Source organism: Amycolatopsis sp. WAC 01416, assembly GCF_003947485.1.
Taxonomy (GTDB): Bacteria; Actinomycetota; Actinomycetes; order Mycobacteriales; family Pseudonocardiaceae; genus Amycolatopsis.
In genome coordinates this window covers 132,362-156,785 of record NZ_QHHX01000001.1, presented here as the reverse complement: position 1 = coordinate 156,785, position 24,424 = coordinate 132,362, and the positions used below count along the sequence as shown (strand labels likewise).

General features: G+C 69.0%; 30 protein-coding genes. 17 read left to right on the top strand and 13 right to left on the bottom strand.

All coding sequences use genetic code 11. The annotated features are described in order from the left end of the window. The first annotated feature begins 258 nt into the window (after window positions 1–258). Window positions 259–576 carry a WhiB family transcriptional regulator gene (locus DL990_RS00775; RefSeq protein ID WP_020632155.1) on the top strand — a complete coding sequence of 106 codons (318 nt, stop codon included), beginning with the start codon at window positions 259–261 and terminating at the stop codon, window positions 574–576. Between the two features lie 63 nt (window positions 577–639). Here the strand turns inward: DL990_RS00775 and DL990_RS00770 are convergent, their stop codons facing one another. The 4 genes from DL990_RS00770 to DL990_RS00755 all read right to left on the bottom strand — a co-directional run bounded on the left by DL990_RS00770 (window position 640) and on the right by DL990_RS00755 (window position 4,079). Next, window positions 640–1,770 (bottom strand): ArsA family ATPase, encoded by a 1,131-nt coding sequence (locus DL990_RS00770; protein ID WP_125779671.1) that lies wholly within the window; start codon window positions 1,768–1,770, stop codon window positions 640–642. Beyond that, complete coding sequence (locus tag DL990_RS00765; RefSeq protein ID WP_125779669.1) at window positions 1,770–2,774, bottom strand: ArsA-related P-loop ATPase; 1,005 nt, start codon at window positions 2,772–2,774, stop codon at window positions 1,770–1,772. Before DL990_RS00765 ends, DL990_RS00770 begins: the two co-directional genes overlap by 1 nt. A 22-nt stretch (window positions 2,775–2,796) precedes the next feature. Next, window positions 2,797–3,045: a hypothetical protein gene (locus DL990_RS00760; protein ID WP_125797612.1), complete on the bottom strand. Its 249-nt coding sequence runs from the start codon at window positions 3,043–3,045 to the stop codon at window positions 2,797–2,799. A gap of 89 nt (window positions 3,046–3,134) precedes the next feature. Beyond that, on the bottom strand, window positions 3,135–4,079 hold the full coding sequence (locus tag DL990_RS00755; protein ID WP_125797611.1) for a triacylglycerol lipase: 945 nt from the start codon (window positions 4,077–4,079) through the stop codon (window positions 3,135–3,137). A 129-nt stretch (window positions 4,080–4,208) separates the two neighbouring features. Here DL990_RS00755 and DL990_RS00750 point away from each other — a divergent pair, with 129 nt between their 5' ends. The 7 genes from DL990_RS00750 to DL990_RS00720 all read left to right on the top strand — a co-directional run bounded on the left by DL990_RS00750 (window position 4,209) and on the right by DL990_RS00720 (window position 8,565). Beyond that, entirely contained in the window at window positions 4,209–4,370 is a 162-nt protein-coding gene (locus DL990_RS00750) for a DUF4177 domain-containing protein (RefSeq protein WP_005166970.1), read from the top strand. A gap of 12 nt (window positions 4,371–4,382) precedes the next feature. Then, the gene (locus tag DL990_RS00745) at window positions 4,383–4,838 is read left to right on the top strand and encodes a RidA family protein (RefSeq protein WP_125779664.1); all 456 of its coding nucleotides are present in this window, start codon (window positions 4,383–4,385) and stop codon (window positions 4,836–4,838) included. After that, window positions 4,838–5,467 (top strand): hypothetical protein, encoded by a 630-nt coding sequence (locus DL990_RS00740; RefSeq protein ID WP_037318589.1) that lies wholly within the window; start codon window positions 4,838–4,840, stop codon window positions 5,465–5,467. Before DL990_RS00745 ends, DL990_RS00740 begins: the two co-directional genes overlap by 1 nt. Window positions 5,468–5,505: 38 nt before the next feature. Further along, window positions 5,506–6,648, top strand: coding sequence for a hypothetical protein (locus tag DL990_RS00735; RefSeq protein WP_125779662.1), 1,143 nt, complete (start codon window positions 5,506–5,508; stop codon window positions 6,646–6,648). 89 nt (window positions 6,649–6,737) lie between these two features. After that, entirely contained in the window at window positions 6,738–7,550 is an 813-nt protein-coding gene (locus tag DL990_RS00730) for an NUDIX domain-containing protein (protein ID WP_125797610.1), read from the top strand. Beyond that, window positions 7,547–8,317 (top strand): MBL fold metallo-hydrolase, encoded by a 771-nt coding sequence (locus DL990_RS00725; RefSeq protein WP_125791122.1) that lies wholly within the window; start codon window positions 7,547–7,549, stop codon window positions 8,315–8,317. The genes DL990_RS00730 and DL990_RS00725 overlap by 4 nt, the downstream gene beginning before the upstream one ends. Then, window positions 8,314–8,565 (top strand): glutaredoxin domain-containing protein, encoded by a 252-nt coding sequence (locus DL990_RS00720; RefSeq protein ID WP_125779656.1) that lies wholly within the window; start codon window positions 8,314–8,316, stop codon window positions 8,563–8,565. The genes DL990_RS00725 and DL990_RS00720 overlap by 4 nt, the downstream gene beginning before the upstream one ends. Before the next feature lie 317 nt (window positions 8,566–8,882). Here DL990_RS00720 and dnaN read toward each other — a convergent pair whose 3' ends face one another. From dnaN to DL990_RS00700, 4 genes are all read right to left on the bottom strand, one after another. Beyond that, window positions 8,883–9,947, bottom strand: a complete 1,065-nt coding sequence (gene dnaN / locus DL990_RS00715; RefSeq protein ID WP_125797609.1) for a DNA polymerase III subunit beta — start codon at window positions 9,945–9,947, stop codon at window positions 8,883–8,885. A 9-nt stretch (window positions 9,948–9,956) separates the two neighbouring features. After that, entirely contained in the window at window positions 9,957–11,219 is a 1,263-nt protein-coding gene (locus DL990_RS00710) for an MFS transporter (RefSeq protein WP_199746201.1), read from the bottom strand. Between the two features lie 472 nt (window positions 11,220–11,691). Continuing rightward, a complete protein-coding gene (locus DL990_RS00705) occupies window positions 11,692–12,366 on the bottom strand; it encodes a Crp/Fnr family transcriptional regulator (RefSeq protein ID WP_003081747.1) in 675 nt (224 codons plus the stop codon). 159 nt (window positions 12,367–12,525) lie between these two features. Continuing rightward, complete coding sequence (locus tag DL990_RS00700) at window positions 12,526–12,777, bottom strand: hypothetical protein (protein WP_005166943.1); 252 nt, start codon at window positions 12,775–12,777, stop codon at window positions 12,526–12,528. Window positions 12,778–13,015: 238 nt separating this feature from the next. Here DL990_RS00700 and nth point away from each other — a divergent pair, with 238 nt between their 5' ends. The 4 genes from nth to DL990_RS00680 are packed head-to-tail and all read left to right on the top strand — an operon-like array spanning window position 13,016 to window position 16,187. After that, the gene (nth, locus tag DL990_RS00695; RefSeq protein ID WP_125797608.1) at window positions 13,016–13,699 is read left to right on the top strand and encodes an endonuclease III; all 684 of its coding nucleotides are present in this window, start codon (window positions 13,016–13,018) and stop codon (window positions 13,697–13,699) included. Further along, complete coding sequence (locus tag DL990_RS00690; protein ID WP_125797607.1) at window positions 13,696–14,292, top strand: TlpA disulfide reductase family protein; 597 nt, start codon at window positions 13,696–13,698, stop codon at window positions 14,290–14,292. Before nth ends, DL990_RS00690 begins: the two co-directional genes overlap by 4 nt. After that, window positions 14,289–14,996 carry a CoA pyrophosphatase gene (locus tag DL990_RS00685; protein WP_125797606.1) on the top strand — a complete coding sequence of 236 codons (708 nt, stop codon included), beginning with the start codon at window positions 14,289–14,291 and terminating at the stop codon, window positions 14,994–14,996. Before DL990_RS00690 ends, DL990_RS00685 begins: the two co-directional genes overlap by 4 nt. Window positions 14,997–15,002: 6 nt before the next feature. Beyond that, on the top strand, window positions 15,003–16,187 hold the full coding sequence (locus DL990_RS00680) for a MarP family serine protease (protein ID WP_125786244.1): 1,185 nt from the start codon (window positions 15,003–15,005) through the stop codon (window positions 16,185–16,187). Between the two features lie 18 nt (window positions 16,188–16,205). On the opposite strand, the gene DL990_RS00675 is transcribed toward DL990_RS00680, so the two are convergent. Genes DL990_RS00675 through nhaA form a run of 4 tightly spaced genes read right to left on the bottom strand, consistent with a single transcriptional unit; the run spans window position 16,206 to window position 19,290 of the window. Next, a complete protein-coding gene (locus DL990_RS00675; RefSeq protein ID WP_125797605.1) occupies window positions 16,206–16,622 on the bottom strand; it encodes a DUF1992 domain-containing protein in 417 nt (138 codons plus the stop codon). Beyond that, entirely contained in the window at window positions 16,619–17,542 is a 924-nt protein-coding gene (locus DL990_RS00670) for an alpha/beta fold hydrolase (protein WP_125797604.1), read from the bottom strand. The genes DL990_RS00675 and DL990_RS00670 overlap by 4 nt, the downstream gene beginning before the upstream one ends. Before the next feature lie 11 nt (window positions 17,543–17,553). Further along, complete coding sequence (locus tag DL990_RS00665; protein WP_125786241.1) at window positions 17,554–18,042, bottom strand: phage holin family protein; 489 nt, start codon at window positions 18,040–18,042, stop codon at window positions 17,554–17,556. A 51-nt stretch (window positions 18,043–18,093) separates the two neighbouring features. Beyond that, entirely contained in the window at window positions 18,094–19,290 is a 1,197-nt protein-coding gene (gene nhaA, locus DL990_RS00660) for a Na+/H+ antiporter NhaA (protein WP_125797603.1), read from the bottom strand. A gap of 208 nt (window positions 19,291–19,498) precedes the next feature. Here nhaA and DL990_RS00655 point away from each other — a divergent pair, with 208 nt between their 5' ends. From DL990_RS00655 to DL990_RS00635, 5 genes are all read left to right on the top strand, one after another. Further along, entirely contained in the window at window positions 19,499–20,959 is a 1,461-nt protein-coding gene (locus tag DL990_RS00655) for a peptide MFS transporter (protein ID WP_199746172.1), read from the top strand. 163 nt (window positions 20,960–21,122) lie between these two features. After that, a complete protein-coding gene (locus tag DL990_RS00650; protein ID WP_125786238.1) occupies window positions 21,123–21,440 on the top strand; it encodes an SAV_915 family protein in 318 nt (105 codons plus the stop codon). Further along, window positions 21,437–21,724 (top strand): hypothetical protein, encoded by a 288-nt coding sequence (locus DL990_RS00645; protein WP_125786237.1) that lies wholly within the window; start codon window positions 21,437–21,439, stop codon window positions 21,722–21,724. The genes DL990_RS00650 and DL990_RS00645 overlap by 4 nt, the downstream gene beginning before the upstream one ends. 2 nt (window positions 21,725–21,726) lie before the next feature. Further along, window positions 21,727–22,890, top strand: coding sequence for a hypothetical protein (locus tag DL990_RS00640; protein ID WP_125786236.1), 1,164 nt, complete (start codon window positions 21,727–21,729; stop codon window positions 22,888–22,890). Further along, window positions 22,877–23,698 carry a hypothetical protein gene (locus DL990_RS00635; RefSeq protein ID WP_125797602.1) on the top strand — a complete coding sequence of 274 codons (822 nt, stop codon included), beginning with the start codon at window positions 22,877–22,879 and terminating at the stop codon, window positions 23,696–23,698. The genes DL990_RS00640 and DL990_RS00635 overlap by 14 nt, the downstream gene beginning before the upstream one ends. Here the strand turns inward: DL990_RS00635 and DL990_RS00630 are convergent. After that, entirely contained in the window at window positions 23,685–24,404 is a 720-nt protein-coding gene (locus tag DL990_RS00630) for a VIT family protein (protein WP_125786234.1), read from the bottom strand. The genes DL990_RS00635 and DL990_RS00630 overlap by 14 nt on opposite strands. Window positions 24,405–24,424: the final 20 nt, after the last annotated feature.

Below are 24,424 nucleotides of genomic sequence, written 5' to 3'. Positions count from 1 at the left end.
GGCTGGTAACGGGAGGCATTCTAGGGCTTGGCGGGGGGAACCGAGGGCCCCTACAGTCCGTCAACGTCTCACGTATGAAAAAGCCGACAGACGGGTGAGTGCGAGCGGCAGTCGCATTCGACCGAACGGAGGCACCGGCACCGGGGAGGTGTCGGCTCAACCGACGTGAGCACACAGGGAGACACGCTCATGGGGGCAGGAGCGCAGGCTTTTCGTCCTCCCGTGGTGTGTCGAACACCAGGGTAGGGAGCTGGGGGTATGGAAACCAACCAGTCGAGCTGGCGAGTCAATGCGTCGTGCCGCGACACCGATCCGGACGGCTTGTTCGTCCGGGGGGCGGAACAGAACCGGGCCAAGGCGGTCTGCCTCGGTTGCCCGGTCAGGACGGAATGCCTCGCCGAGGCGCTCGATGGCCGGATCAACTTCGGCATCTGGGGAGGTATGACCGAACGGGAACGGCGGGCGCTGCTGCGGCGGCGGCCGGACGTGACCAGCTGGGCGGACCTGCTTGAAGCGGCGAAGCGCAGTTTCACCGGGATCGACGAAGAGGAAGACGTACGCGTCCGAGTCTCGTGATCATGATTCCGTGAAGGATCTCTTCCCTGAGTCCAAGGTAGGGAAGGGGTCCTTCACGGAAACTCAGGACTGGGTGGCGAGGCGAACGCCGATGTCGCGCAGGCCTTCGAGATCGTGCACGTCACTGGGGAGCGCGGGCACCCGCACCAGCGGGACCTCGGGATGCGCCCGCGTGAACCTGGCGAGCAGCCGCGTCTCTCGATCGGCCAGCGCGACACGATCCGCGTGCAGGCGAAGGACGGCTTCGGCCAGCGGCGCGCCGGCCTCGCCCTTCGCGAGCTGCTCGGCGGCCGCGATGGCCTCCGCGCCGGACAACGGGGCCAGCACCGGATGCGTCCGGTTCGCGACCAGCCCGGCCAGCGGCATGCTCTCTTCCGAAAGCCGCTCCACGAAGTAGGACGCCTCGCGCAGCGCGTCCGGCTCCGGCGCGGCCACCACCAGGAACGACGTCCCGCCGGACCGCAGCAGTTCGGAGGTCTTGCGCGCGCGTTCGCGGAAGCCGCCGAACATGCTGTCGAAGGCCTGCATGAACGCCGAAGCGTCGGTCAGCAACTGGCCGCCGATGATCGTCGAGACGGCCTTCGCGAACATCGAGAACCCGGCGTTGACGACCTTGCGCAGGCCCCAGCCGCCGGCCTTCGCGGGCCCGGTGAGCAGCCGGATCATCCGGCCGTCGAGTGCGCTGGAAAGCCGTGTCGGCGCGTCGAGGAAGTCCAGCGCGGAGCGGCTCGGCGGCGTGTCGACGATGATCAGATCCCACTCGTCGGTGGCCGCGAGCTGCCCCAGTTTCTCCATCGCCATGTACTCCTGCGTGCCGGAGAAAGACGTGGAAATGGTCTGGTAGAAGGGGTTCTGCAGCAGCTGCTCGGCGCGTTCCGGGCCGGCGTGCACGCGCACCATGTCGTCGAAGGTGCGGCGCATGTCGAGCATCATCGCCCAGAGTTCGCCCTTGGGCTCGAAGCCCTCGACCTGCACCTGCTTCGGGTGATTGCCCAGTTCGCGCAGGCCGAGCGCCTGCGCCAGCCGCCGGGCGGGGTCGATGGTGAGCACCACCGTCTGCCGCCCGCGTTCGGCCGCGCGCAACGCCAGCGCCGCCGCGGTGGTCGTCTTGCCGACCCCGCCGGATCCGCAGCACACGATGACCCGGCTCTCCGGATCGTCGATGAGCTTGTCGATCTCCAGGACGTCCGACATCAGCGCACTCCCTGCTCGGTCAGCGCCTCGGCGAGGTCGTAGAGCGCCGCGACGTCCACCCCGTCGGTCAGGTCCGGCAGTTCGAGGCCCGGCAGATCGGCTTCGGCCAGTTGCTCGCGGGCGCGTTGTTCGGCCGCGACCCGCACGGCGTGCTCGACGGTCTCCTCGACCAACGCGTCGAGGGTGCTGTCGGGCAGGTTCAGCCCGGCCGACGCGAGCCCGGCGCGGACGCGCGAGGCGTCGACGCGGCCGTCCGCGGCGGCGGTCACCGAACGGGCGGGCAGCCGCGGCGGGCGGACCCGGTTGACCAGCACCGCGCCGGGGCGCAGATCCGCGCCGTCGAGTTCGGCGACCGCTTCGACGGTTTCCCGCACCGGCATCTCTTCGAGCAGCGTCACCAGGTGGATGGCGGTCTCGCCGGAATGCAGCAGCCGGACGACGCCGTCGGCCTGGCCGCGGATCGGGCCGGTCTTGGCGAGGTCGGTCAGCGCCTTGGTGACGTCGAGGAACTTCACGACCCGGCCGGTGGGCGGCGAGTCGACGACGACGGCGTCATAGGTGTGCCGGCCGTCCGATTCGGTCCGGCCGACGCATTCCTTGATCTTCCCGGTGAGCAGGACGTCACGCAGACCCGGCGCGAGCGTGGTCGCGAACTCGATCGCGCCCATCCGCCGCAGCGTCCGCCCCGCGAAGCCGAGGTTGTAGAACATCTCGAAGTATTCGAGGAGCGCGGCCTCGACGTCGATGTGCAGGGCGCGCAGCTCCCCGCCGCCGGGGACGGCAGCGATGCGTTGCTCGGCGTACGGCAGCGGCTCGGTGTCGAAGAGCTGGGCGATGCCCTGGCGGCCTTCGACCTCGATCAGCAGCACGCGGCGCCCGCCCTTGGCGAGGGCGAGGCCCAGCGAGGCGGCGAGCGTGGTCTTGCCCGTCCCGCCCTTACCGGTGACGAAATGCAGCCTGGCTCTCGCGAGTTCGTCGGTCCAGCCGGCAAGGGGTGTGCTCACCGGTCCCACCCTAATTGAGCCTTCAGCTCGCCAGCATCATGACGCCGAGCGCAGCCGCGACCAATCCCAGAAGACTCCAGGTCAAAGCTCCGGGCAGCACCGTGAGCATCACCACACCGAGCAGCAGGAGGACCACGAAGGCCACCGCGCCGGTGATCGCGACGCCTCCCGAGCTGTCCGTGCGGTCCCGTGCCTTCGCCATCAGGACCAGCACCAGCGGCAGCCCGGCGAGCGCCAGCAAGGAGGTCGCGATGATGCGCCAGGTCTCCATGGAGGTGACGGTAGCGGGGCGGTACAGGTGGTCGTGAGCGGCGATTCGGGTTCTAACCCGAATCGCCACTCACGACCCAGGTGACCGGGTCAGCTCCCGATGGGGGTCGCGGGCACGCAGGGGACCGGTTTCGCATGCGCCGGGTCCAGTGCGTTGAGGACGTGCCCGGCGGCGTTGCGGTCGGCGGCGACGCCGGCGTGCTCGGCCAGGTCCAGCAGGCAGCCGTCCTGCAGGACGATGTTCTTCACGTTCGGGCCCTTGCCCATGCCGCTCGTGTACGGGACGACGGCCTCGTCGTAGCGGGTCATGATGTTCGTGTAGGTCACACCCGGCTGGAAGACGCCGTTGCCCGACCGCAGGTTCGTGAGGAACTCCGAGCCGCGCAGGAACTGGCGGCAAGAGCCGCACAACGGGTCGAGGACGCCGTTGAACCCGGCCGCGAGCCCCAGCGCGCCCGCGAGCGCGTACAGCTGCGAGGCGCCGAACAAGGTCGTGCCCTCCCAGAGTGGCGTCAGGCTGACGTACTTGTCCACTTTGGACGCTCCGCCGAGGAACTTCACGTAATAGGAAGGCATCAGCGTTCCCTCGGAATGCCCGAGGAGGTCCACCTTGGACGCCCCGGTCGCGCCGAGCACCTTGTCGACGAACGACGAAAGTTCCTTCGCGCTCTGCTCCATCGGCAGGAGCCCGCCGGGCTGGTAGATCGGCAGCGGTTTCCCGGGAACGCCGTAGGTCAAGGAGAAGACGCAGTACCCGTTGTTCTTGAGCAGCGGGGCGAACGTCTGCCAGTTCACCGTCTGGTTGGCGCCGAGCCCGTGGGTGAGCACCACCGGATTCGGATGGGCCTCGCTCGGGCGGCAGCCGAAGTCGTTCGAGCCGGGTGGCGGGCCGCCGGGATTCGCCGCCTGCGCGGGCAGCGCCGCGGCGAGCGTCCACGGGACGGGGAGTTCCTCCTCCGCGATGGCCGGTGAAGAGCAGACCAGGGCAAGGGCGGCGGCCACGAAAGTGGCGGCGAGGGACTTCGTCGTCCGCATGTCGGCGTCCTATCTACTCCCGAGTAGGTGTGAAGTGAACCACATCGACGGGAATTCGGCGAACCGGTCGCGAGAGGGTTTTCCGCATGTGTGTCGGGCGCCCTTGCCGGTTTGGCTACGCTCCCGGGCATGAGCGCCACCAAGTGGGAGTACGCGACCGTCCCCCTGTTGATCCACGCCACCAAGCAGATCCTCGACCAGTGGGGCGAGGACGGCTGGGAGCTCGTCACCGTGCTCCCGAACCCGACCGGCGAACAGCACGTCGCCTACCTCAAACGAGCCAAGAACTGAGGGATTGAAGCCATGACCTGGAGCGATCGACTCGCCGAGCTCGGTATCGAACTGCCGGCCGTCGCCGCGCCGCTGGCGGCCTACGTGCCCGCCGTTCGCACCGGTTCGCACGTCTACACGTCCGGGCAGCTGCCCTTCGTCAAGGGTGAGCTCGAAGCGACCGGCAAGGTCGGCGCCGAGGTCAGTCCCGAAGAGGCGAAGCAGTACGCGCGGACGTCGATCCTGAACGCCCTCGCCGCGGTCGACTCGGTCGCCGGGATCGACAACGTGGTCCGGGTGGTCAAGGTCGTCGGGTTCGTGGCGTCCGCGGAGGGCTTCACCGGTCAGCCCGCGGTGATCAACGGGGCGTCCGAGCTGCTCGGCGAGATCTTCGGCGAGGCGGGCATCCACGCCCGTTCTGCCGTCGGCGTCGCCGAGTTGCCGATCGGGGCGCCGGTCGAGATCGAACTGATCGTGGAGGTGAAGTGATGGACCCGGACATCGAGAAGTCCTCGCACGAGCTCCTGCTCCGGCTGGCCGGACGGCTGCCGGACCAGCTCCTGTGGCGGTTCCGTGACTGGCTGGGCGAAGGCGCGATGGGGACGCTCGCGCGGACCCTGCCGAGGTCTTTGCTTAAGCACAGGATCGACCTCGATCAAACCGAATATCGCCTGCTAGTCGCCGGGCTCATTCCTCACGGCGCCGACTGGCATCAGGTGAGTTCCACCCTGGGGGTAGACGACGTCACCGAGACCAGGTACACATTCACGCAGAGTGCGCCCGAATGGGTGAACTCCGTCGACTCTGTGTCCGTATTGATCCACGCGACGTTGCGGGGACGGCCGGATGTGGGTGAAGTGCGGCAAAGCTGGCGACACCTCGGTGTGGTCGGCGAGGGTGGGGCGAAACGAGTCCTCCTGGTCACGGCGCTGAACGGGCTGCCGAGGCTGACCGGTGAACTGCAGCGCGTCCTGCGCGTGCTGGGTGACGAGGAGCCCGGCGTCGAGGTTCTCCCGCCGAGCATCGACCTCACCGGCTATCACCGCACCGCGCTCGCCAACTCCGAGCTCGTCTGTGTGGGTGCGGTGGACACCGGAAGTCGGCTGGTCGCCGCTTAACGCTCGCTCCACCAGGCGAGCCGGGAGGGAGCAGAGCAATGGTGGAGGTCCACGACGGCCCGCCCATGGACGGGTTCTCGGTGCCCCTGCGCCTGCACAACCTGTTACTGGCCCTGGCGGGTCGTATCGACGACAGTGCTTTGACCGAAGCGCGTGAGCTGATCGCGCGTGCGCACATCGACGAAGCGGTGGAGCTCACCACCGGCACCCTGATCGCGGGGAAGATCCCGGTGGGCTCGTCCGAACAACGTGAACTCGCCCTCGTCCTCGAGATGAGCCGGTCCGACGCCACCTTGGCGAACGACCTGCTGGTCGTCGAGGAGGACGAGCCGGTGCTCACCCACCGGTTCACCGGCGAGAACCAGCCCGAATTCGGCCTCGCCGAGGCGCTCGACCGCACCCTGCAGGTGCTGCCGGACGTCCGGTCGGTGCACGCGGTGTGGCGGAATACGCCCGCCGGCAGCGTGCCCGGTGCGTTGCCGCAGCGGGTCGTCCTGGTCGAGATCGGCCCGGAGGGCAATCCGCCCGCGGTCGCGTTCCGCGTGGACACCGCGCTTCGCCGCGCGGGCATCCGTTCGGTCGTCGAGGTCGCGGGACCCGGCGTCGCGCGGTCCGCGTACCACCAGGCCGCTTCGTCGGCCGCGAGTCCTGTCTGGGTCACCGGGAGTACCCATTCCAGTGACTTTCGGTCCGAGCCGGTGACTCCGCCGCCCGCTCCCGCCCCGGCTCCCGAGCCGGTCAAGGAGCAGCCGAGCAGGCATGGGCTGCGGCCGGTCAGCAGCAGTACGCACGAACCGGTCGAGCCGATCGCGCCGGTGGTGCCGATCGTGCAGCAGGCGCCCGCGCCGGCGACGCCCGCTCCGGAGACGGCGCCGCCGCGCAAATCGCGGGCGGAGACCCGCGCCGAGCGCACGGCCGACCTGACCCCGGCCGAAGTGGCGCAGCTGCGCCAGGCGCTCAAGGAGGACCCGGAAAAGGGCCGCGAGATCGCCACGGGCAAACCGAGCATGCACGAGGTCGTCGAGCTGCCCGCTCTCGACCTCGACGACCCCAGCCTGAGCGAGCGCGACCGCGCTCTCCTGCGCGAGCTGCACGCCGAGCTCGCCGAACGGGAGCGCGCCGAAGCGGCGAAGATCCGGCTGAACGGTGCTTCGCGCAGCAGCGGCTCGAGCTGGTCGTAGCAAGTCCCACGCAATTCGGCACCTGGTTGCGATAGTTGCACGCGCAACGATCGCAACCAGGTGCCGAATTGCGATGTTAGGTTGCTGGTGTGGCTGAAGAACTGACATTCGACATCCCGGTGGGGGCCGGGGTGGGCACCCGGGCCAACGCCGACGGCGAGCCGGTGACGCCCAAGGACGCGGCGACCGTGATCCTCCTCCGCGACGGCGCCGGCGGCGTCGAGGTCTTCCTGCAGCATCGGGTGAAGGGCATGCCGTTCGCGGGCGGGATGACCGTCTTCCCCGGCGGTGGCGTGGATTCCCGCGATGTCGACACCTCGGTGAGCTGGGCGGGCCCGGAGCCCGCTTGGTGGGCGGAACGCTTCGGTTGCGACGAATCGCTGGCCCGCGCCCTCGTGTGCGCGGCCGTGCGGGAGACGTTCGAGGAGTCGGGCGTGCTGCTCGCGAGCACCGGGGACACCGTCGTCACCGACACGACGCCGTACCACGACGCCCGCGAAAAGCTGGTCTCCCGAGAGCTCTCGCTCGCCGCGTTCCTCGAGGCGAACGGCCTGACGCTGCGCGCGGATCTCCTGCACCCGTGGGCGAACTGGGTCACCCCGCCGCAGGAACCGCGCCGCTACGACACCTGCTTCTTCGTCGCCGTGCTGCCCGAGGGGCAAGACGCGGACAGCGCCACTTCCGAGGCCGTCAGCTCCGGCTGGCAGCGGCCGGAAGAGGCCATCGCCGACGCCAAGGAGGGGCGACGCATGCTCATGCCCCCGACCTGGATCACGCTCGCGGAACTGGCCGAGCTCGACTCGGCGGCCGCGGCTCAGGCCGTCGAACGCGAGATCTCGAAGATCATGCCGACGCTGGTGCGCGACGGCGACAAGGTCCGCGTCATCCTGGACCTCGCGTGAGTGCCCCCGCGTACGGCGTGCTGCGCCAGGTGACGCCGACGGCTTCCGTGCTGCTGGAGCACAACCCGTCGTCGATGACGTTGGAGGGCACCAACTCCTGGGTGCTGCGCGGATCCGGCGCGTCCGGTTCCGTGGTCGTCGACCCCGGCCACGAGGACGTCGAGCACCTGACGCTGCTGGCGGAGACCGGCGCCGTCGAGCTGATCGTCCTGACCCACCACCACCCCGACCACGCCGAGGGCGCGCCATGGTTCGCCGACCGCGTCGGCGCGCCGGTGCGGGCCTTCGACGAGTCGCTCTGCGTCGGCGGGAAGTCCCTTGTGGACGGTGAAGTGATCGAGGCGGGCGGCGTCCGGCTGTCTGTGCTGCACACGCCAGGGCACACCGGCGACTCGATCTGCCTGGTGTCCGACGGGCAGATCCTCACCGGTGACACCATCCTCGGCCGCGGCACCACCGTGCTGCACGACCTCGGCGACTACCTGCGCTCGCTGCGGAAACTCATCGAGCTGCCCGGCGGCACCATCGGCCTGCCGGGCCACGGCCCGGAACTGCCCGATCTGGCCGCGACCGCGCGCGAATACCTGGCGCACCGGGAAGAACGGCTCGACCAGGTGCGTTCGGCCTTGGAGACGCTCGGCGCGGACGCCACCCCGCGTCAGGTCGTCGAGGTCGTCTACGCCGATGTCGACAAGGCTCTGTGGGCGCCCGCGGAGTGGAGTGTGCAGGCACAGTTGGACTACCTGAGGTCGGAGGACGGCGAATGAGTGACGTCGAGGTCGAGTTCTACTGGCGCCCCGGATGCGGGTTCTGCGCCGCGCTGGAGCGGCCGCTGTCGAAGAGCGGCTTCACCGTGAAGCGGGTCAACATCTGGGAGGACCCGGACGCCGCCGCGCGGGTGCGTTCGGTGGCGAACGGGAACGAGGTCGTGCCGACGGTCTTCGTGGGCTCGAAGGCGATGGTGAACCCTTCGTTCGGTGAGATCGAGGCCGCTGTGAAGGCCGCTTCCGCCTGAGTCGCCAAATGCCATGAAAGGTCCTTTCCTTGCAAAATTTGCAAGGAAAGGACCTTTCATAGCGTTCGGCAGGGGATGACCGCGTCGCGATTCAGCGCCGAGGTGGCGTCGCGAAAGCCACTTTGGGGACGTCAGGCGTCGCGAAAGTGGCTTTCGCGACATCCGCGGGAGGGCGAGGCCGTTGCGCTCCTCGGCACGCCTACGCCGCCATCGCCCCGTTGCGAAAGCCACTTTCGCAACCCTCAACGTTGCGAAAGTGGCTTTCGCAACACGACGTTCGCCCTCGGTAGGTCCTTTGTGGACAGTAGGGGCCGATGTCAGCGCGGAAGCATCGGCATCACGTAATACGTCAGCTCCACATCGCCCGGCTCCACCGCGCGGATGACGCAGGCCCGCATACCGGGCTGGATGTCGAGCCGCACCCGCTCCCCGGCGAAACCCTGCAGCGCGTCCAGCAGGTAGCGCGCCTGGAAGGAGGGCGACGTCCGGCCGCCCGAAACCTCGGCCTTCAAGGTCTCCTCGGCCTCACCGGTGTCCTGCTTCGAACTGGCGAGCCGCAGCTGCGAGTCGCCGACCTCCAGCGTCAGCACCCGGCGCTCGTCCGCGTACACGCCCACCCGGCGCACGGCGGCGGCCAGCGCGTCGGCGGCGACCTCGACCGTCGTGTCCACAGTGGACGACTCGATCAGCTTCTCCGAAAGGAATCCCGCGTCGAGGACGGCGGTGGTGACGGTGACTCCGGCCCAGCTCAGCCCGAACCTGGTCCGGTCGCCGTGCAGGCCGACGATGCCGCGAGCCTGCTTCGCCGTCTCGGCCAGCAGGCCCGCCGGGACGAGCGCGTCGATCGGCTCGCCCTCGGAACGCAAAGGGAGGGTGGCGACGGCCATCCGGTACCGGTCGGACGCCGTCAGCCGCAGCTCACGGCTGAAGCTCTGCACGCGGACGCCGGTGAACATCGGCAGCGCGTCGTCCTTGGCGGCCGTGCCCGCGACCGTGCGCAACGCGGTCACCAGCGCGTGACCGTCCACTTCGGACACCTTCGGCGGCAGGTCCGGGAGGTTCGGTTCGCGGCTCAGCAACGGAAGCGCGAACCGGCCGCCTTCCACGCGCACGGCCAGCCGTGATCCCTCGAGGACCAAGCGCACCAAGTCGCCGTCGAGCATCCGCAGCGTTTCCGCGAGCGGCCCGGCCGGGACGACGACCTCGCCATCGGTGTGGACCATGGCGTCGCTGGTCAGGCGGACCGCTCGTTCGCTGTCGCTGCCGCCGACGGTCAGGCCTTCCCGTCCGGCGCGCAGGAGCAGACCGGAGCGGGCCGACAGCAACCGTGCGGCGGCGGAAACGGCGGACGAGAGGGAACGGGTGTCGGCAGTCAGGTCCATGCCCGCAAGTTAGCGGGCGGCACCGACAAGTTCGGGGGCTTCGGCGACGGGCCCGGAAGGCCGCGGGCGGAAGGTGCCGCGCATCAGCCACACCACCGCGGCGAGCGCGAACCCGACGGCGCCGGCGGCGAGGAACGCCGCTTCGTGCCCGGCGTGCTCGACGAGGTAACCGCTGATCGACTGCCCGAACGCCAGCCCGAGGGTCACCGCGGTGAGCACCCAGCCGAACGCCTCGGCCGCCGTGCCCTTCGGCGCGGCGATCTCGATGGCCGCCGAATGCGTCGTCGACTGCGGCGTGATGAGCGCGCCCGCGGCGAGCATGGCGAGCGCGAGGCCCCAGAGCGAACCCGGCAGCGCGAGCAGCGCCACCAAAGCGCCGAAGCCCGCCAGCAGCACCGGCAGCCGCAGGCCCATCTGACGCGGCCACGGGCGCAGGCTGTACGCGACGCCGAACGCGACCGAGCTGACCGACCAGGCCGAAAGCAGCAGCCCGCCGATGGAGGTGTTCCCCGCTTCGGCGGCGGCCGCCGGGACGGCGACCTCGACGAAGCCGATCACGGCGCCGAAGCCCAGCGCGGCGATCGCGAGCGTGCGCATCCCGGGGCTGGCCAGCGCGCCGAGCAGTTTGCCGCCCGAAGACGGCGACGGTCCCCAGGCCCGCACGGTCGGGCTCAGCGCGAACAGCACCGCGCCCGCGATCATCGTCAGCGAGCCGGCCACGATGCCGGTGCCAGCCCACGGCGCGGCGATCAGCAGCCCGGCGAACCCGGGACCGAGGATGAAGAAGACCTCCATGCTGATCGCCTCATACGAGAACGCGGCGTTCCGCGTCGGCCCGGCGGGCAGCAGCCGTGTCCACAGTGCCCGGGAAGCCGAGCCGACCATCGGTTCCGTGATCCCGGTGCCGAAGGCGAGCGGGACCAGCACGAGGGTCGGCGCGTGCGCCTCGATCGCGAACACCAGCCCGGTCATCGCCAGCGCGAAGAACACCGTGGTGGTCAGCAGTGGCCGTGTCGGCCCGAAGCGGTCGATGAGCCGTCCCTGCACGACCGCGCCGACCGAGACGCCCACCAGCGACCCGGCCGAAACCAGCCCGGCCGAGGCGAAGGAGCCCGTCTCGCGCTGGACGTAGAGCAGCGCGGAGATGCCGATCATCGCGATCGGCAGGCGGGCGAGCAGGGACGCGATCACCGCCGCGCGGGATCCGGGCGCGGTCAGCGCGGCTCGGTAGTCGGCGAGGGAGGTGCGGTGGCTCTCGGCGGAGGCGGACACAGACTGGGACACGCGTACCAGTATGAACTACTTTGGTACGCGAGTACCAGTTCCGTGGCGGTAAGTTTGGTCACCACCGGATTCGGGTACTTCGGGCAATGAACCGGCCCGGTTCGTCACGATCGGGTAACAGTCGGACGATTCTGGGTCATTCGGGGCAACAAATCGACGCAGATGGCGTCCTTGAGAGTGAAAGAACTTGAGTTCACGGCCGATGGCCGTGGATGGTTGTACGACAACCACACAGTCTCCAGCTCCCTCCGGCGTACGGGTCGGGGCCTTGTTCCGGAGGGCGGGGAGCGCGGATCGTCGGGGGATGGTCCGCGCACAGCGAAGAGCCGGTGCGCCACGTCGGGGGTGGCGCCCGGCTCTTCGTTGTTTCTCCGGCGCTGGGTCACGCAGATGCAATGAAGGGGCCTTTCATCGCAAAATTTGCGATGAAAGGCCCCTTCATTGCGCGTGAAGCAAGGGACTAGCGGGCGCGGCGGGCCAGGCGCTCCGGGTCCAGGATCAGGACGCTCTTGCCTTCGAGTCGCAGCCAGCCACGGTGCGCGAAGTCGGCGAGAGCCTTGTTGACGGTCTCGCGCGAAGCGCCGACGTACTGGGCGATCTCTTCCTGCGTCAGGTCGTGGGTGACCCGCAGCAGACCGGCTTCCTGGCTGCCGAACCGCTGCGCGAGCTGCAGCAGCGCGCGCGCCACGCGTCCGGGGACGTCGGTGAAGATCAGCTCGGCGACCATGTTGTTCGTCCGGCGCAGCCTGCGGGCGACCACACGCAGTAACTGCTCGGCGATCTCCGGACGGGTGGAGATCCACTGCCGCAGCGCCGGGCGGTCCATCGTCACCGCGCGGACCTCGGTCACGGTCGTCGCGCTGGACGTCCGGGGGCCGGGGTCGAAAATGGACAGCTCGCCGAACATGTCGGACGGGCCGAAGATGCCAAGCAGGTTCTCGCGGCCGTCAGGTGACTTGCGGCCGATCTTCACCTTGCCGGACTGGATGATGTAAAGCTTGTCGCCGGGTTCACCCTCGTTGAAGATGACATGCCCGCGAGGGAACTCCACGGATTCCAAGGTCTGTGCCAGCGCCTCGGCGGCTGCCGGCTCAACACCCTGGAAAATGCCCGCTCGGGCCAGGGTTTCGTCCACCTCGGGTGCCTCCTCATCGAGATACGACGTCGATCCTCATCTGCCGAGGACCGTGTCGTCGATCACTTTTCGCGTCAGTCTAGGTCGTGCGCGCGAGATCGCTCGTCGGCACGCCGAACGTGCGCGCGTGCCTGGAACGATCTCGCTCGAACGTGGAGCCTAACTCCGCACGCGCCGCGCGCGAAGCCTGGCCGCCTTCCCGCCGAGCCTGCGCAGCCGGAAAAGCTCGAGCGCGCGCCCGATGCCGTGCCCGTAAAGGGCCCTGACCTCGTTGGGCTGTGCCTGCTCGAGGAACTCCTCGACTTCGTTCTCCTGCACCGCGACGTGCTTGAGCCGGGTCTCCACGCGTTCCATGAACAGCGCGAAGAACATGATCACCAAGGGAACGAGGATGACGAACCAGACGGTCATGCGCCCTGCCCCGGGAATTCCGAAAAGTTGTGCATTACTCCAGATCCTCGCTCATGGCGTCCTCGATCGAAGCGCCGAGGTGGTGTTCTGGCGTGTCGGCCGTCGACCGGCGGGTGCTCCCCACTGGCTCGTCCGATGGCGCCCGTAGGCTATCGGGGTGCCTCCTGCCCCCACCAATGCCCCCCGTGCGGGGGGTGCGGGTGAAAGCCGGCTCGCATTGGTGAGACGCGCCAGGCGGATGAAGCGTTGCCTCGACGACGAGTTCCCCGACGCGCACTGTGAGCTTGACTTCACCAACCCGCTCGAACTGCTGGTCGCGGTCGTGCTGTCGGCACAGACCACCGACGTCCGCGTGAATCAGGTCACGCCCGCGCTCTTCGCGCGCTATCGGACCGCCGCCGACTACGCCGGCGCCGATCGCGCCGAGCTCGAGGAGTACCTCCGGCCGACGGGGTTCTTCCGCGCCAAGGCGAACTCGGTGATGGGGCTGGGCGCCGCCCTGGTGGAGCGCTACGACGGCGAAGTGCCCGGCAAGCTGAAGGACCTCGTCACGTTGCCCGGTGTCGGCCGCAAGACGGCCAACGTCGTACTCGGCGACGCCTTCGGGGTCCCCGGGATCACCGTCGACACCCATTTCGGCCGCCTGGTCCGCCGCTGGGGCTGGACCGAGGAGGAGGACCCGGTCAAGGTCGAGCACGCCGTCGGCGAGCTGATCCCGCGCAAGGAGTGGACGCTCCTGTCGCACCGGACGATCTTCCACGGCCGTCGCGTCTGCCACGCCCGCAAACCCGCCTGTGGCGCCTGTCCGCTGGCCAAGATGTGCCCCTCGTACGGAACCGGCCCGACGGAGTTCGAAGAGGCCGCGAAGCTGGTCAAGGGCGAAGAGCGCGAACACATCCTCGACCTGGCGGCGCGCCGGTGACCAGGGTCACCAAACTGGCGCTCGGTGCCGCCGTGCTGGTGGTGGCCCTGATCGTCGCGTTGCTCACCACCCGTGACGGCCAGGAGCCCGCCAAGACGTCGGGGGATCTCACGGCAGCCCGTGCGAAGGCCGCGCTCGCTCCCTGCCCGCCGCCCGGGCCGGGCGAGGTGGCGAAGCTGCGCGGGGTCGACGTCGAATGTCTCGGCGACGGCTCCCGGGTCGACCTCGCCAAGGTGCTCTCGGGCGGTCCCGTGCTGGTCAACCTGTGGGCGTCGTGGTGCGAGCCGTGCCGCGCCGAACTGCCGTTGCTCCAGGAGTACGCCGCGTCGCCCGGCGCCGCCCGCGTGCTCCTCGTCCAGGTCGCGAGCTCCGGGGCCGACGGGCTGGCGATGCTGAGCGATCTGGGCGTCCGGCTGCCGTCGGTGTTCGACGGTGACGGACAGTCGGGCCCGGTGCGGACGGCACTAAAGGTCCCTTCCTCCCTCCCCGCGACGTACCTGGTCACGGCGGGTGGCGATGTCCGGCTCATCGAGAACCCACGTGTCTTCGTGAACACTGACCAGGTGCGCGCCGCTGTGGAAGGGAAACCATGACCGGCCCCCTCGTGGACACCGACGCCGTGCCCGCCTGGTTGCAGCCGCTGGTCAAGATCAGTGGGGACCTCGACGCGGCGACCTTCAGCCGGTTCAGCGTGCCACCGGACGCGAGCTACCGGTCCGCGTCCGTCCTGATGCTCTTCGGCGAGGGCCCGCAGGGGCCGGACGTGCTGCTCCAGCGCCGCGCCGACACCCTCGGCTCGCACGCGGGCCAGGTCTCCTTCCCCGGTGGGGGCGCCGAGCCGGACGACGACGGGCCGGTCGGCACCGCGTTGCGCGAGGCGGAGGAGGAGACCGGCGTCGAACCCGCGGGCGTGCTGCCGGTGGCGATCTTCCCGGAACTGTTCGTGCCGGTGTCCGCCTTCGCCGTGACGCCGGTGCTCGCCTACTGGCGGACACCGTCCCCGGTGCACGCCGTCGATCCCGGCGAGACGGCGGCGGTGGCGAGGGTGCCGGTCGCGGAACTCACCGACCCGGCCAACCGGTTCCAGGTGACGCGCAAGGGGTACGACTGGAAGGGGCCCGCGTTCGACGTGGGCGGGCTTTTCGTCTGGGGTTTCACGGGTGGCCTGCTGGCGATGACGTTGTCGCTCGGTGGCTGGGAACGGGACTGGGACCACGGCGACGTCCGGGACCTTGACGTAGCGTTGGCCGAACATCAGGCGCGGGTCGACGGGCGGCAAGTGCCGGAGAAGGAGTAGGCGCCGGTGAACTGGGTCGACGTACTGGTGATCCTCCTCGCGCTCCTGGCGGGCGTGTCCGGCGCGTTCCAGGGGGTGATCATCGCCCTTCCTTCGCTGGTCGGAGTGGTGCTCGGCGCGCTGGCGGGGATCAAGATCGCACCGCTGATCGTCGAACTCTTCGAACATCCGGCGGCGAAGGTCGCCTTCGCGGTGGCGACCGTGGTGTTCCTGGTCGCGCTCGGCGAGACCCTCGGGGTCTGGACCGGCCGGAAACTGCGGCAGAAGATCAACCCGGACAAGCTTTCCGGGGTCGACAAGACACTCGGCGCGGTGGTGCAGGCCGCCGTGGTGTTCGTGGTCGCGTGGCTGATCGCGACGCCGCTCACGGCCGTCTCGGGAGTGCCTGGGCTGGCGAAGTCGATCAACAGCTCGGTCGTGCTCGGCGAGGTCAACAACGTCATGCCGGACGCGGCGCAGGGCTTCCCGAGCGAACTGCGCAAACTGCTCGACGCGTCGGGCTTCCCGTCCATTGTGGACCCGTTCCAGAAGCCGAACGTCCAGGACACCAGCCCGCCGGACACCGCATTGCAGGCGAGCGCGATCGTCAAACAGGTGCACCGCAGCGTCGTGAAGATCCGCGGGAACGCGACTTCGTGCTCGCGGGCGCTGGAGGGCAGCGGATTCGTCGTCGCGCCGCAGCGCGTGATGACGAACGCGCACGTCGTCGCGGGGACCGACGAAGTCGCCATCGAGTCGACTTCGGGCAAGTTCCCGGCCAGGGTCGTCTACTTCGACCCCGAGGCCGACGTGGCCGTGCTCGCGGTGCCGAGGCTTCAGGCGCCGGTGCTCCCCTTCAAACAGCAGGTCGCGCGGGCGGGCGACGACGCGATCGTGCTCGGCTACCCGCTCGACGGCCCGTACACCGCGACGTCCGCCAGAGTGCGCGGCCGGATCAACCTGCGGGGGCCGGACATCTACGAGTCCAACACCGTGCAGCGGGACGTGTTCACCGTGCGCGGGCAGGTCCGCAGCGGCAACTCGGGCGGGCCGATGATCAATCCCGAGGGCGAGGTCATCGGGGTCGTCTTCGGCGCGGCCGTCGAAGACCCGGAGACCGGCTTCACGCTGACTTCGGAGCAGGTGCGGCCGGTGGTGGACACGGCACCGGCGTTGAGCGCGAACGCGTCGACCGGCCCCTGCGCGAACTGAGCCCGTGCGGAGGGTGAATCAGGAGCCTGACGAGAGGCCTTCGCGCCAGGAAGCGACGGTCTCCTCCACGTCCATCGGCCGTGCCCGCAACACCGGGCCGCCCGCCGGACGCCGGTGCTCGGCGCGGATCCGTTCGTTCAGGTCCTCGACGATCTCCCGCACCCGTGCCTCACGGCGCACCCGCGCCAGCGTGTCCGGCAGGTCGTCGAGTTCCTTCGCGATGGTCAGCGACGGCGGCAGCAGTGCCGAAACGTCGTGCCCTTCGGCGCGGACCTTGTTCACCACCCAGGCCAGAGCCGTGTCGTCGCCGTCGGTCTTCGGCAGCGGTTTCCCCGCGCCGGGAAGGTCGTCGAACTCGCCCTTCGCCTCCGCGGCGCGGACCTGCCGGTCCACCCAGGACTCGAACGACACGCCCGTCGGTTTGCGCTCGGTCATGCCTCCAAGATACGGAGGAAGTCCAGCAGTGCCGCCGATGTGCGCTCCGGGGCCTCCAGATGCGGGAAGTGCCCGATGCCGGGCCAACGCTCGAGACGGGCGTCCGGGGCCCAGCGCCGCGACGACGCCGCCGTCTCGGGTAGAACGCATCGGTCTTCCTCGCCGTGCAGTTGCAGCACGCGGGGAGCGAAGCGGCCTTGCAGTGCTTCGCTGAACCGGCGGCCTTCGCCGCGGAACTGCGCGCGGAACGCCCATCGGTAGTACTCGAGCGCGCTGTGCGGCACTCCCTGCACGAGCATCGCCTGCCGGAACGTCCGCACGGTCTCGATGAAGTCGGGCGTGTCCGTCCACTGTGGACCGGACCAGGCGCGGAACAGCTCTTCGACGGCGAGCGCTTCGTCCTTGACCAGCCATTTTTCCGGCGCCATCGGCAACTGGAAACGGAACAGATGTCCCGACGCGCGCAACTGTCCCGGCCGCCGGACGGCCCGGCGCAACGCCAGCGGATGCGCGCCGCCCAGCACGCTGACCGAAGACACCAGCCGGGGGTGCAGCGCGCCGACCGTCCACGCGAGCATGCCGCCCCAGGCATGTCCGACGAGATGGGCCTTGCGCGCGCCGAGCGACTTGATCAGCCCGCCGACGTCACCGGCCAAGGTCCACGCGTCGTAGCCGCGCGGGGGCTTGTCCGAGTCGCCGTAGCCGCGCAGATCGACCGCGATCGCGCGGAAACCGGCGTCGGCGAGTGCCGTCAGCTGGTGGTGCCAGGTCCACCAGAACTCGGCGAACCCGTGCAGCAGCAGGACCACCGGCCCGTCGCCGAGTTCGGCGACGTGCAGCCGGATGCCGTTCGCCGAGACGTCACGATGGGTCCACGGGCCGTCGATCCGGACGATCGACGGATCCGGTGTCGCCTGCACCGCTCGAAGACTCAGTCTTGGTCTTCGGCGCCGTGACGCGGCTTGAACGCGGCGGCGGTGTCCTTGAAGCTGTTGATCGTGCGCTCCGGCGCCTTGATCTTCTTCACCTTGCGGTAGCCGAGGAAGCCCGCGACCGCCGTCGAGACGAGCATCAGCCCGAACACGATCAGGAACGCCGCCCAGCGCTGCAGGAACTCCGACAGCAGTTCGCCGAGGAAGAAAAAGAAGAAGAACGAGCTGTACAGGCCGATGACCAGCGCGACAAGGAAGAAGATGGCGCCCTTGAGGCCCTTCTTCGCCTCCGCGACGACTTCGGACTTGGCCAGCTCGACCTCGGCGCGGATCAGCGTCGAAACGTGCTGTGTGGCATCGCCGACGAGTTTCCCGAGGGACTGCTCGCTCGCTACCACGTCGTCATCGCTCGACAGGGGGAGGTAGGGCACGGCCCCCACGCCGTCGGGGCCGGTACGTTCGTGCTTGGGGCTGCTCACACCGGTCATCGTGCCACGTGCCCCGATCACGGGCGCGGCGGACCGGCGAGTGTCGGGCTCTCAATCGTCCTTCGCGTGCACGCGGCTGCGGTGCACGAGCATCGCGGCGGCCGAAAGCGAGGCGATGGCCGAAGCGATCAGCACCGCCGCCTTCGCCAGTTCGACGGACTCCCCGTCGAGCGCGAGATCGGCGATCAGCAGGCTCACCGTGAACCCGACGCCGCCGAGCATCGACAGCGCGCCGATGTCCCGCCAGCCCATCCCCCTGGGTTTCTCCGCGAGTTTGAACTTCACCGCGAGCAGGCTGGCGCCGAAGATCCCGATCAGCTTCCCGCCGACCAGCCCGACCAGGATGGCCAGCGGCAACGCCGTGGTGAACACCTCGCCGAGCGATTCGGCGTCCACCTTGATCCCGGCCGCGAACAGCGCGAACAGCGGCACCGCGACCGCGGCCGACCACGGCTGCAACCGGTGTTCGAGCCGGATCGCGGGCGCGTGCTCCTCGCCTTCGTCGGCGCGGACGCGGGTGAGCAGGCCGAGCGCGACGCCGGCGATGGTGGCGTGGACGCCGGCCGAGTGCACCGCGACCCAGGTGATCAGGGCCAGCGGCACGTAGATCCAGGCGCTGCGGACGCGGCGCTTCTGCAGGTACGCGTACAACGCGAGCGCGACGACGGCGACGCCCGCGGCGACGAGGTCGAACTTCGCGGTGAACAGGATCGCGATGACGAGGATCGCGCCGAGGTCGTCGACCACCGCGAGCGAGCGCAGGAAGACCCTGGCGCTGCTCGGCAGGTTCGACGCGGTCAGGGCGAGGACGCCCAGCGCGAACGCGATGTCCGTGGCGACCGGGATGGCCCACGCGCGTTCGATGCCCGGCGTTCCCCAGCCGACGGCGAGCGCGACCAGCGCCGGGACGATCATGCCGCCGAACGCGGCGACCACCGGCAGGATCGCCTGTTTGAACCGGGAGAGCTCACCGACCACGAGTTCGCGTTTGAGTTCGAGCCCCGCGACGAAGAAGAACAGCGCGAGCAGGCCGTCTTTCGCCCAGTCGCCGATCGTCAGATTCAGGTGGAGGAATTCGGGGCCGAGCCGGAAATCGCGGATCGCGCGATAAACGTCGTCAATGGGCGAATTGGCCCAGAGCAGGGCGATCGCGGTGGCGCCGAGCAGGATCATCCCGCCGGTCGTCTCCGTGCGCAGGTAGCGGGCGAATTCGGCGACGGCTTTCGCGGGGCGGGTGGGTCCGGACAAAGCATCCTCCGGTTTTCGGCGACGACGAACACTGTTGCCGACCAGACTTCCCGGCGCACCTTGACGCGATTTTAATACCTCGAGCTGCGGAAATCTCGCTTTCATGACAGCTGCCACAGAGATCATGCGGACGTCGGTGTCCCGTCCACATGATGGGCTTCTAGCATGTCAATCGGAAACCGACAACGATGTCTTCACAAAGGACGGCATGGTGAGTACCTCTACCGAGGTCCAGCGAGACACGAGGTTTTTCGGGCACCCACGAGGGCTCGCGAACCTCTTCGGCGTCGAGATGTGGGAGCGTTTCTCGTTCTACGGGATGCTCGGCATCCTCCCGATCTACCTCTACTACGAAGTCAGCCAGGGCGGCCTGGCGCTGCCGAAGGCCTCCGCGCTCGGCATCGTCGGCGCGTACGGCGGCATGGTCTACCTGTCGGCGGTGATCGGCGCCTGGGTCGCGGACCGCGTGCTCGGCTCCGAACGGACGCTGTTCTACAGCGCGATCCTGATCATGATCGGGCACGTCAGCCTCGCCGTGCTGCCCGGTCTCGCGGGCATCGGCGTCGGCCTCGTCTGCGTGGCCGTCGGCAGCGGCGGGCTGAAGTCCAACGCCACCGCCATCGTCGGGACGCTGTACGCGCCAGGTGACGAGCGTCGTGACGGCGGTTTCACGATCTTCTACATGGGCGTGAACGTCGGTGGGTTCGTCGGGCCGCTGCTGACCGGGCTCGCGCAGAGCGAGATCGGTTTCCACGTCGGGTTCGGGCTCGCCGCGGTCGGCATGGCGCTCGGCCTGATCCAGTACACGATCGGCCGCAAGAACCTCGGCGAGAAGGCGAGCGAGATCCCCAACCCGCTGCCCGCCTCCCGGCGTCCGCTGGTCCTCGGCGGCACCGCGGTGGGTGTCGCGGCGATCGTCCTGCTGGTGGTCTTCGGTGTGATCAACCCGGCGAACCTGGTCGACATCGTCGTCGGGGCCGTCGCGGTCATCTCGGTCATCTACTTCGTGGTGATCATCAGCAGCAAGAAGATCACCTCCGACGAACGCACCAGGGTGTACTCGTTCATCCCGATGTTCATCGCGAGCGCGGCGTTCTTCTCGCTGTACCAGCAGCAGTTCACCGTCGTCGCCGCCTACACCGACGAGCGGTTGAACCGCACCATCTTCGGCTGGGAGATGCCGGTGGCGTGGGTCAACTCGATCAACCCGGTGTTCATCATCCTGTTCGCGCCGGTGATCGCGGCGATCTGGACGAAACTCGGCCCCAAGCAGCCGTCCTCGCCGATCAAGTTCGTCCTCGGCACCGTCACCATGGGCTTGGCGTTCCTGCTGTTCCTCCCGATGGTCGGCAGCGGCAAGAACGCGAGCCCGCTGCTCGCGCTGGCGGGCATCCTGTTCGTGTTCACCATGGCGGAACTGATGCTTTCGCCGGTCGGCCTTTCGCTGTCGACCAAACTCGCGCCGGAGGCGTTCCGGACGCAGATGGTGGCGCTGAACTTCCTGTCCATTTCGCTCGGTACGGCGATGTCCGGAAAACTCGCCGAGTACTACTCGGTGGAGAACGAAGCGCCGTACTTCAGCATCGTCGGCGGAGTGGCCATCGTGGTCGGTGTGGCGCTCCTGGTGGCGACGCCGATGATCCGCAAGCTGATGAAGGGCGTTCACTAGACGCTCCGATTCACCTGATGAAGGCCCTCTTCCGGCGCACAACGCGGGAAGGGGGCCTTCGTCCATTCCGGTCCGGGAACCCCACGGCGCCGAACTGCGTCAAAGCCGACGAACTGAGACGATCGCCATGGACGACGCAAAACGGACCATCAGGGTTGACGAAATGACCAGTCCCGAAAACGCACAGCCGGAAAGCAAGCCGATCCCGCGGGAATTCCCGCCGGTCGTGTACCTGCCCTGTATGGAAGCGGTGGCCGACGCCACTGAGGCGCGCGTCGCCATGCGCACGACGAGAGACGGCAGGGTCGCGCTCCTCGCCTATTCCGCGCTCGATCGCCTGCACGATTGCTGTGGTCCCCATCAGCCGTGGATCGTCATGCCGACACCCGGGCTCGATGCGTTGCAGAAGGCGCAGCCCTTTCAGCTGCTGCTGCTCGACGTCGTGATTCCCGAGGACAAACGGCAGGAGGGGGCGGCGTGACCGGGCCGAAGGTCGATCACGACGTCCTCGACGGCATCGCGAGCAAACTGCGCAACGCCAGTTCCGACGTCGACAAGCTGGGTAACTCGGTCCCCGGCACTCCCGACGCGGGAGTCGGTACGCCCGCGGTCGTCGGCATCCTCGCCCATTTCGTCGAGAACGCGAGTGCCCTGGTGCTCGGCGCGGCCGGTGCCGGCGACGACGTCGCTTCGGCGAACAAGGGCTACCGCGAGCAGGACCACGCCGCGGGAGAAGACGTCCGTAAAGCGGCCGGGGGGCGTTGACCATGGGGATCGACACGAAGATCGAGGGAAATCCCGAAAGCGTCCGCGGCGCGGGCCATTGGCTGCGCGACTCGCTGGCGAAAAGCGTTTCGGACGCGGCGACGCAGATCTACCACGCGAGGAACAGCGCGGACGCCGGATGGGGCGGCGAGGGCGGCCAGGCCTTCCGCGCCAAGATGACCACCGGTGCCGAAAAGACCGACCAGTTGTCCGCCGCGGCCAAGACGGCCGCGCAGAACTTCGACACTTACGCCGCGGACCTCCACCGCGCCCAGGAAGACATGCGCGGGGTCCGGAAACGCGCCGCCGCCGCCGGGCTCACGGTGAACGGCGACGTCATCGAGGATCCGGGCAAGGGCCCGTCCGCGCCCGGCGCGGCACCCACCGGCGAGGCCGCCACGCCGGACGCCGTGAAGGCGCACGACGACGCCGTCACCGCGTCGAACGCGCACGCGGCCAAGGTCAAGGCGTACAACACGGCCAAGACCGAGTCCGACGCCGCGAGCCACATCGCGAAACTCGCGGGTGACACGCTGAAGAACGTCTGGCAGGACGTCACGCAGAAGTGGTTCCTCGTGGTCGGCGACCTCACCAGCGGCGCCGCCGGGACACTCGCCGCCAAACATTCGTCGATTCTCGGCAAACAGGCGAAGTTCCTTTCCGAGGAATCCGCGAAGTTCCTGGAGCGGGCGCGAACCGCGCCGGCGGGGACCCCCGCGTCGCAGATCTATCGCGATGTCGACCTCGGACGGACCGCTGCCCAGCAGGCGGACGACGTCGCGGCCGCGGCGAAGAACACCGACGCCAACGCGGCCAAGTGGGGCCTTCGAGCGGGTGGCGCGCTCGCCGTCGCCGGGGTCGCCTACGACATCGCCAACGGCAAACCGGCCGCGCAGGCGATCGTTTCCGGTGGCGTCGGTTTCGGCGCCTCGGTGGCCGCCGGCGCGGCGATCGGCACCCTGATCCCGGTGCCCGTCGTCGGAACGGCGGTCGGTGCCATCGGCGGTGCTGTGGTAGGTGTATTCGCGTCGGGCATGGTCGATTCCCTGTGGACGAACGGGATCGGCGACGTTGGCGGAGCGATCGAGGACGGGGCCGAAGCTGTGGGCGATGCGGGCAAGGCCATCGGCGGACTCGCCAAGGACGCGTGGGATGCCATCTTCTGACCTCGGCGAGCGACCCGCGGAATGGCCGCCCGGTGACGGCGGGAAGTACAAGGCGGCGCTGGTCTTCGTGGTGCTCCTCGGGGTCGCTTGTGTGCCCGTCGGGTTCGGGTTCGTCGCGATCGGCAAGGCCGGGGCGCTGAAGTACGCCCTCCTGCTCGCGGCGTTGTTCCTGCTCACAGCGGTGTACGGGCTGGTGACGAGGATCCGTCCCGGGCATCGCCATGCCGACATCGCGATCACCACCTACGACGGGCACCCGGCCACCGAAATCCGCTACTCGCAAGCGGCCTTCACCGTCCTGACACTGCTGATGGTCTGCCTGACGGCCCTCTGCGCGCTGGGCGTCTGGGACTTCCTGTCGGCGGGCGAAGAGGTGCCGGCGGCACCGGTCGGAGCGGCGTTGATGGGGCTCGCCGCCTTGTTCTTCTCGAGTTTCCTCGTCTTCGTGGTGGCGGGCCGGTTGCAGCGCGGCCGGGTCGTCCTGGCTCGGCAGGGGATTTTCCAGCGCGGGAGGGCCTTTTCGTCGTTCCTGCCGTGGGAGGCGTTCGCCGGGGCGAAGGCCGCGTACAACGGAACGCCCGAAGTGCTGGTGATCGCCTACACCAACGCGCCATGGGACAAGCGGCGGCTCGGCGGGATCTGGCAGCTCGACAAGCTGCCGCCCGCGCCGATGATCGAGATCGACACGACGTCGTTCGCGCTCGACCCGACCGTGGTCTATCACCTGGTGCGGTTCTACGTGGAGAACCCGGCCGCCCGCGCGGAGCTGGGCACGGACGCCTCTCTGCGCCGGTTCAGCCCACGCTGACGCCGAACAGCACGCCGACGTAGTAGGTCACCAGCATCGTCAGCGCGCCGACGCCGACGTTCCGCGCGAGCGCGCGGCCGACGCGGGCGTCGCCGAGTTTCGCGCTGACGAACCCGGTCAGCGCCAGGCCGACCACCACCGCCGACGCGCACGCCCAGACCCGCGCCGAGGTCGGCGTCCACACGATCGACAGCAGCGGCAGGAGCGCGCCGACGGTGAACGCCACGAACGAGGCCCACGCCGCCTGCCAAGGGCTGGTCAGATTGTCCGGATCGATGCCGAGTTCGGCTTCGGCGTGCGCCTGGAGCGCGTCCTTTTCGGTCAGTTCGCGGGCGACCTCGGCGGCGAGTTCCGGAGAGAGCCCCTTCTCCTCGTAGATTTCCGCGAGTTCCCGTTCCTCGGCCTCCGGCATCTCTTTCAGTTCACGCTTTTCCAGCCGCAACTGGGCGCGTTCGGTGTCGCGCTGGGTGCTCACCGACACGTATTCGCCGCCCGCCATCGAAAGGGCGCCCGCGACCAGTCCGGCGATTCCCGCGGTCGCGATCACGGTGGAGTCGGTGGTCGCGCCCGCGACGCCGACCACGATGCCCGCCACCGAAACGATCCCGTCGTTCGCGCCGAGAACCCCGGCGCGAAGCCAGTTCAGCTTGCCGCCCAGATCCGCGTGCGGCTCGTGCGGATGTGCGGTCGATACGGTCTCGGTCACCTTTTCAGTGAAACACAAAG

Coding starts and splice junctions, on each gene's coding strand:
- DL990_RS00775 (WP_020632155.1), top strand. CDS start 259: ATGGAAACCAACCAGTCGAGCTGGCGAGTCAATGCGTCGTGCCGCGAC.
- DL990_RS00770 (WP_125779671.1), bottom strand. CDS start 1,770: ATGTCGGACGTCCTGGAGATCGACAAGCTCATCGACGATCCGGAGAGC.
- DL990_RS00760 (WP_125797612.1), bottom strand. CDS start 3,045: ATGGAGACCTGGCGCATCATCGCGACCTCCTTGCTGGCGCTCGCCGGG.
- DL990_RS00755 (WP_125797611.1), bottom strand. CDS start 4,079: ATGCGGACGACGAAGTCCCTCGCCGCCACTTTCGTGGCCGCCGCCCTT.
- DL990_RS00750 (WP_005166970.1), top strand. CDS start 4,209: ATGAGCGCCACCAAGTGGGAGTACGCGACCGTCCCCCTGTTGATCCAC.
- DL990_RS00745 (WP_125779664.1), top strand. CDS start 4,383: ATGACCTGGAGCGATCGACTCGCCGAGCTCGGTATCGAACTGCCGGCC.
- DL990_RS00740 (WP_037318589.1), top strand. CDS start 4,838: ATGGACCCGGACATCGAGAAGTCCTCGCACGAGCTCCTGCTCCGGCTG.
- DL990_RS00735 (WP_125779662.1), top strand. CDS start 5,506: ATGGTGGAGGTCCACGACGGCCCGCCCATGGACGGGTTCTCGGTGCCC.
- DL990_RS00720 (WP_125779656.1), top strand. CDS start 8,314: ATGAGTGACGTCGAGGTCGAGTTCTACTGGCGCCCCGGATGCGGGTTC.
- dnaN (WP_125797609.1), bottom strand. CDS start 9,947: ATGGACCTGACTGCCGACACCCGTTCCCTCTCGTCCGCCGTTTCCGCC.
- DL990_RS00700 (WP_005166943.1), bottom strand. CDS start 12,777: ATGACCGTCTGGTTCGTCATCCTCGTTCCCTTGGTGATCATGTTCTTC.
- nth (WP_125797608.1), top strand. CDS start 13,016: ATGAAGCGTTGCCTCGACGACGAGTTCCCCGACGCGCACTGTGAGCTT.
- DL990_RS00685 (WP_125797606.1), top strand. CDS start 14,289: ATGACCGGCCCCCTCGTGGACACCGACGCCGTGCCCGCCTGGTTGCAG.
- DL990_RS00675 (WP_125797605.1), bottom strand. CDS start 16,622: ATGACCGAGCGCAAACCGACGGGCGTGTCGTTCGAGTCCTGGGTGGAC.
- DL990_RS00665 (WP_125786241.1), bottom strand. CDS start 18,042: ATGACCGGTGTGAGCAGCCCCAAGCACGAACGTACCGGCCCCGACGGC.
- DL990_RS00655 (WP_199746172.1), top strand. CDS start 19,499: ATGGTGAGTACCTCTACCGAGGTCCAGCGAGACACGAGGTTTTTCGGG.
- DL990_RS00650 (WP_125786238.1), top strand. CDS start 21,123: ATGACCAGTCCCGAAAACGCACAGCCGGAAAGCAAGCCGATCCCGCGG.
- DL990_RS00640 (WP_125786236.1), top strand. CDS start 21,727: ATGGGGATCGACACGAAGATCGAGGGAAATCCCGAAAGCGTCCGCGGC.
- DL990_RS00635 (WP_125797602.1), top strand. CDS start 22,877: ATGCCATCTTCTGACCTCGGCGAGCGACCCGCGGAATGGCCGCCCGGT.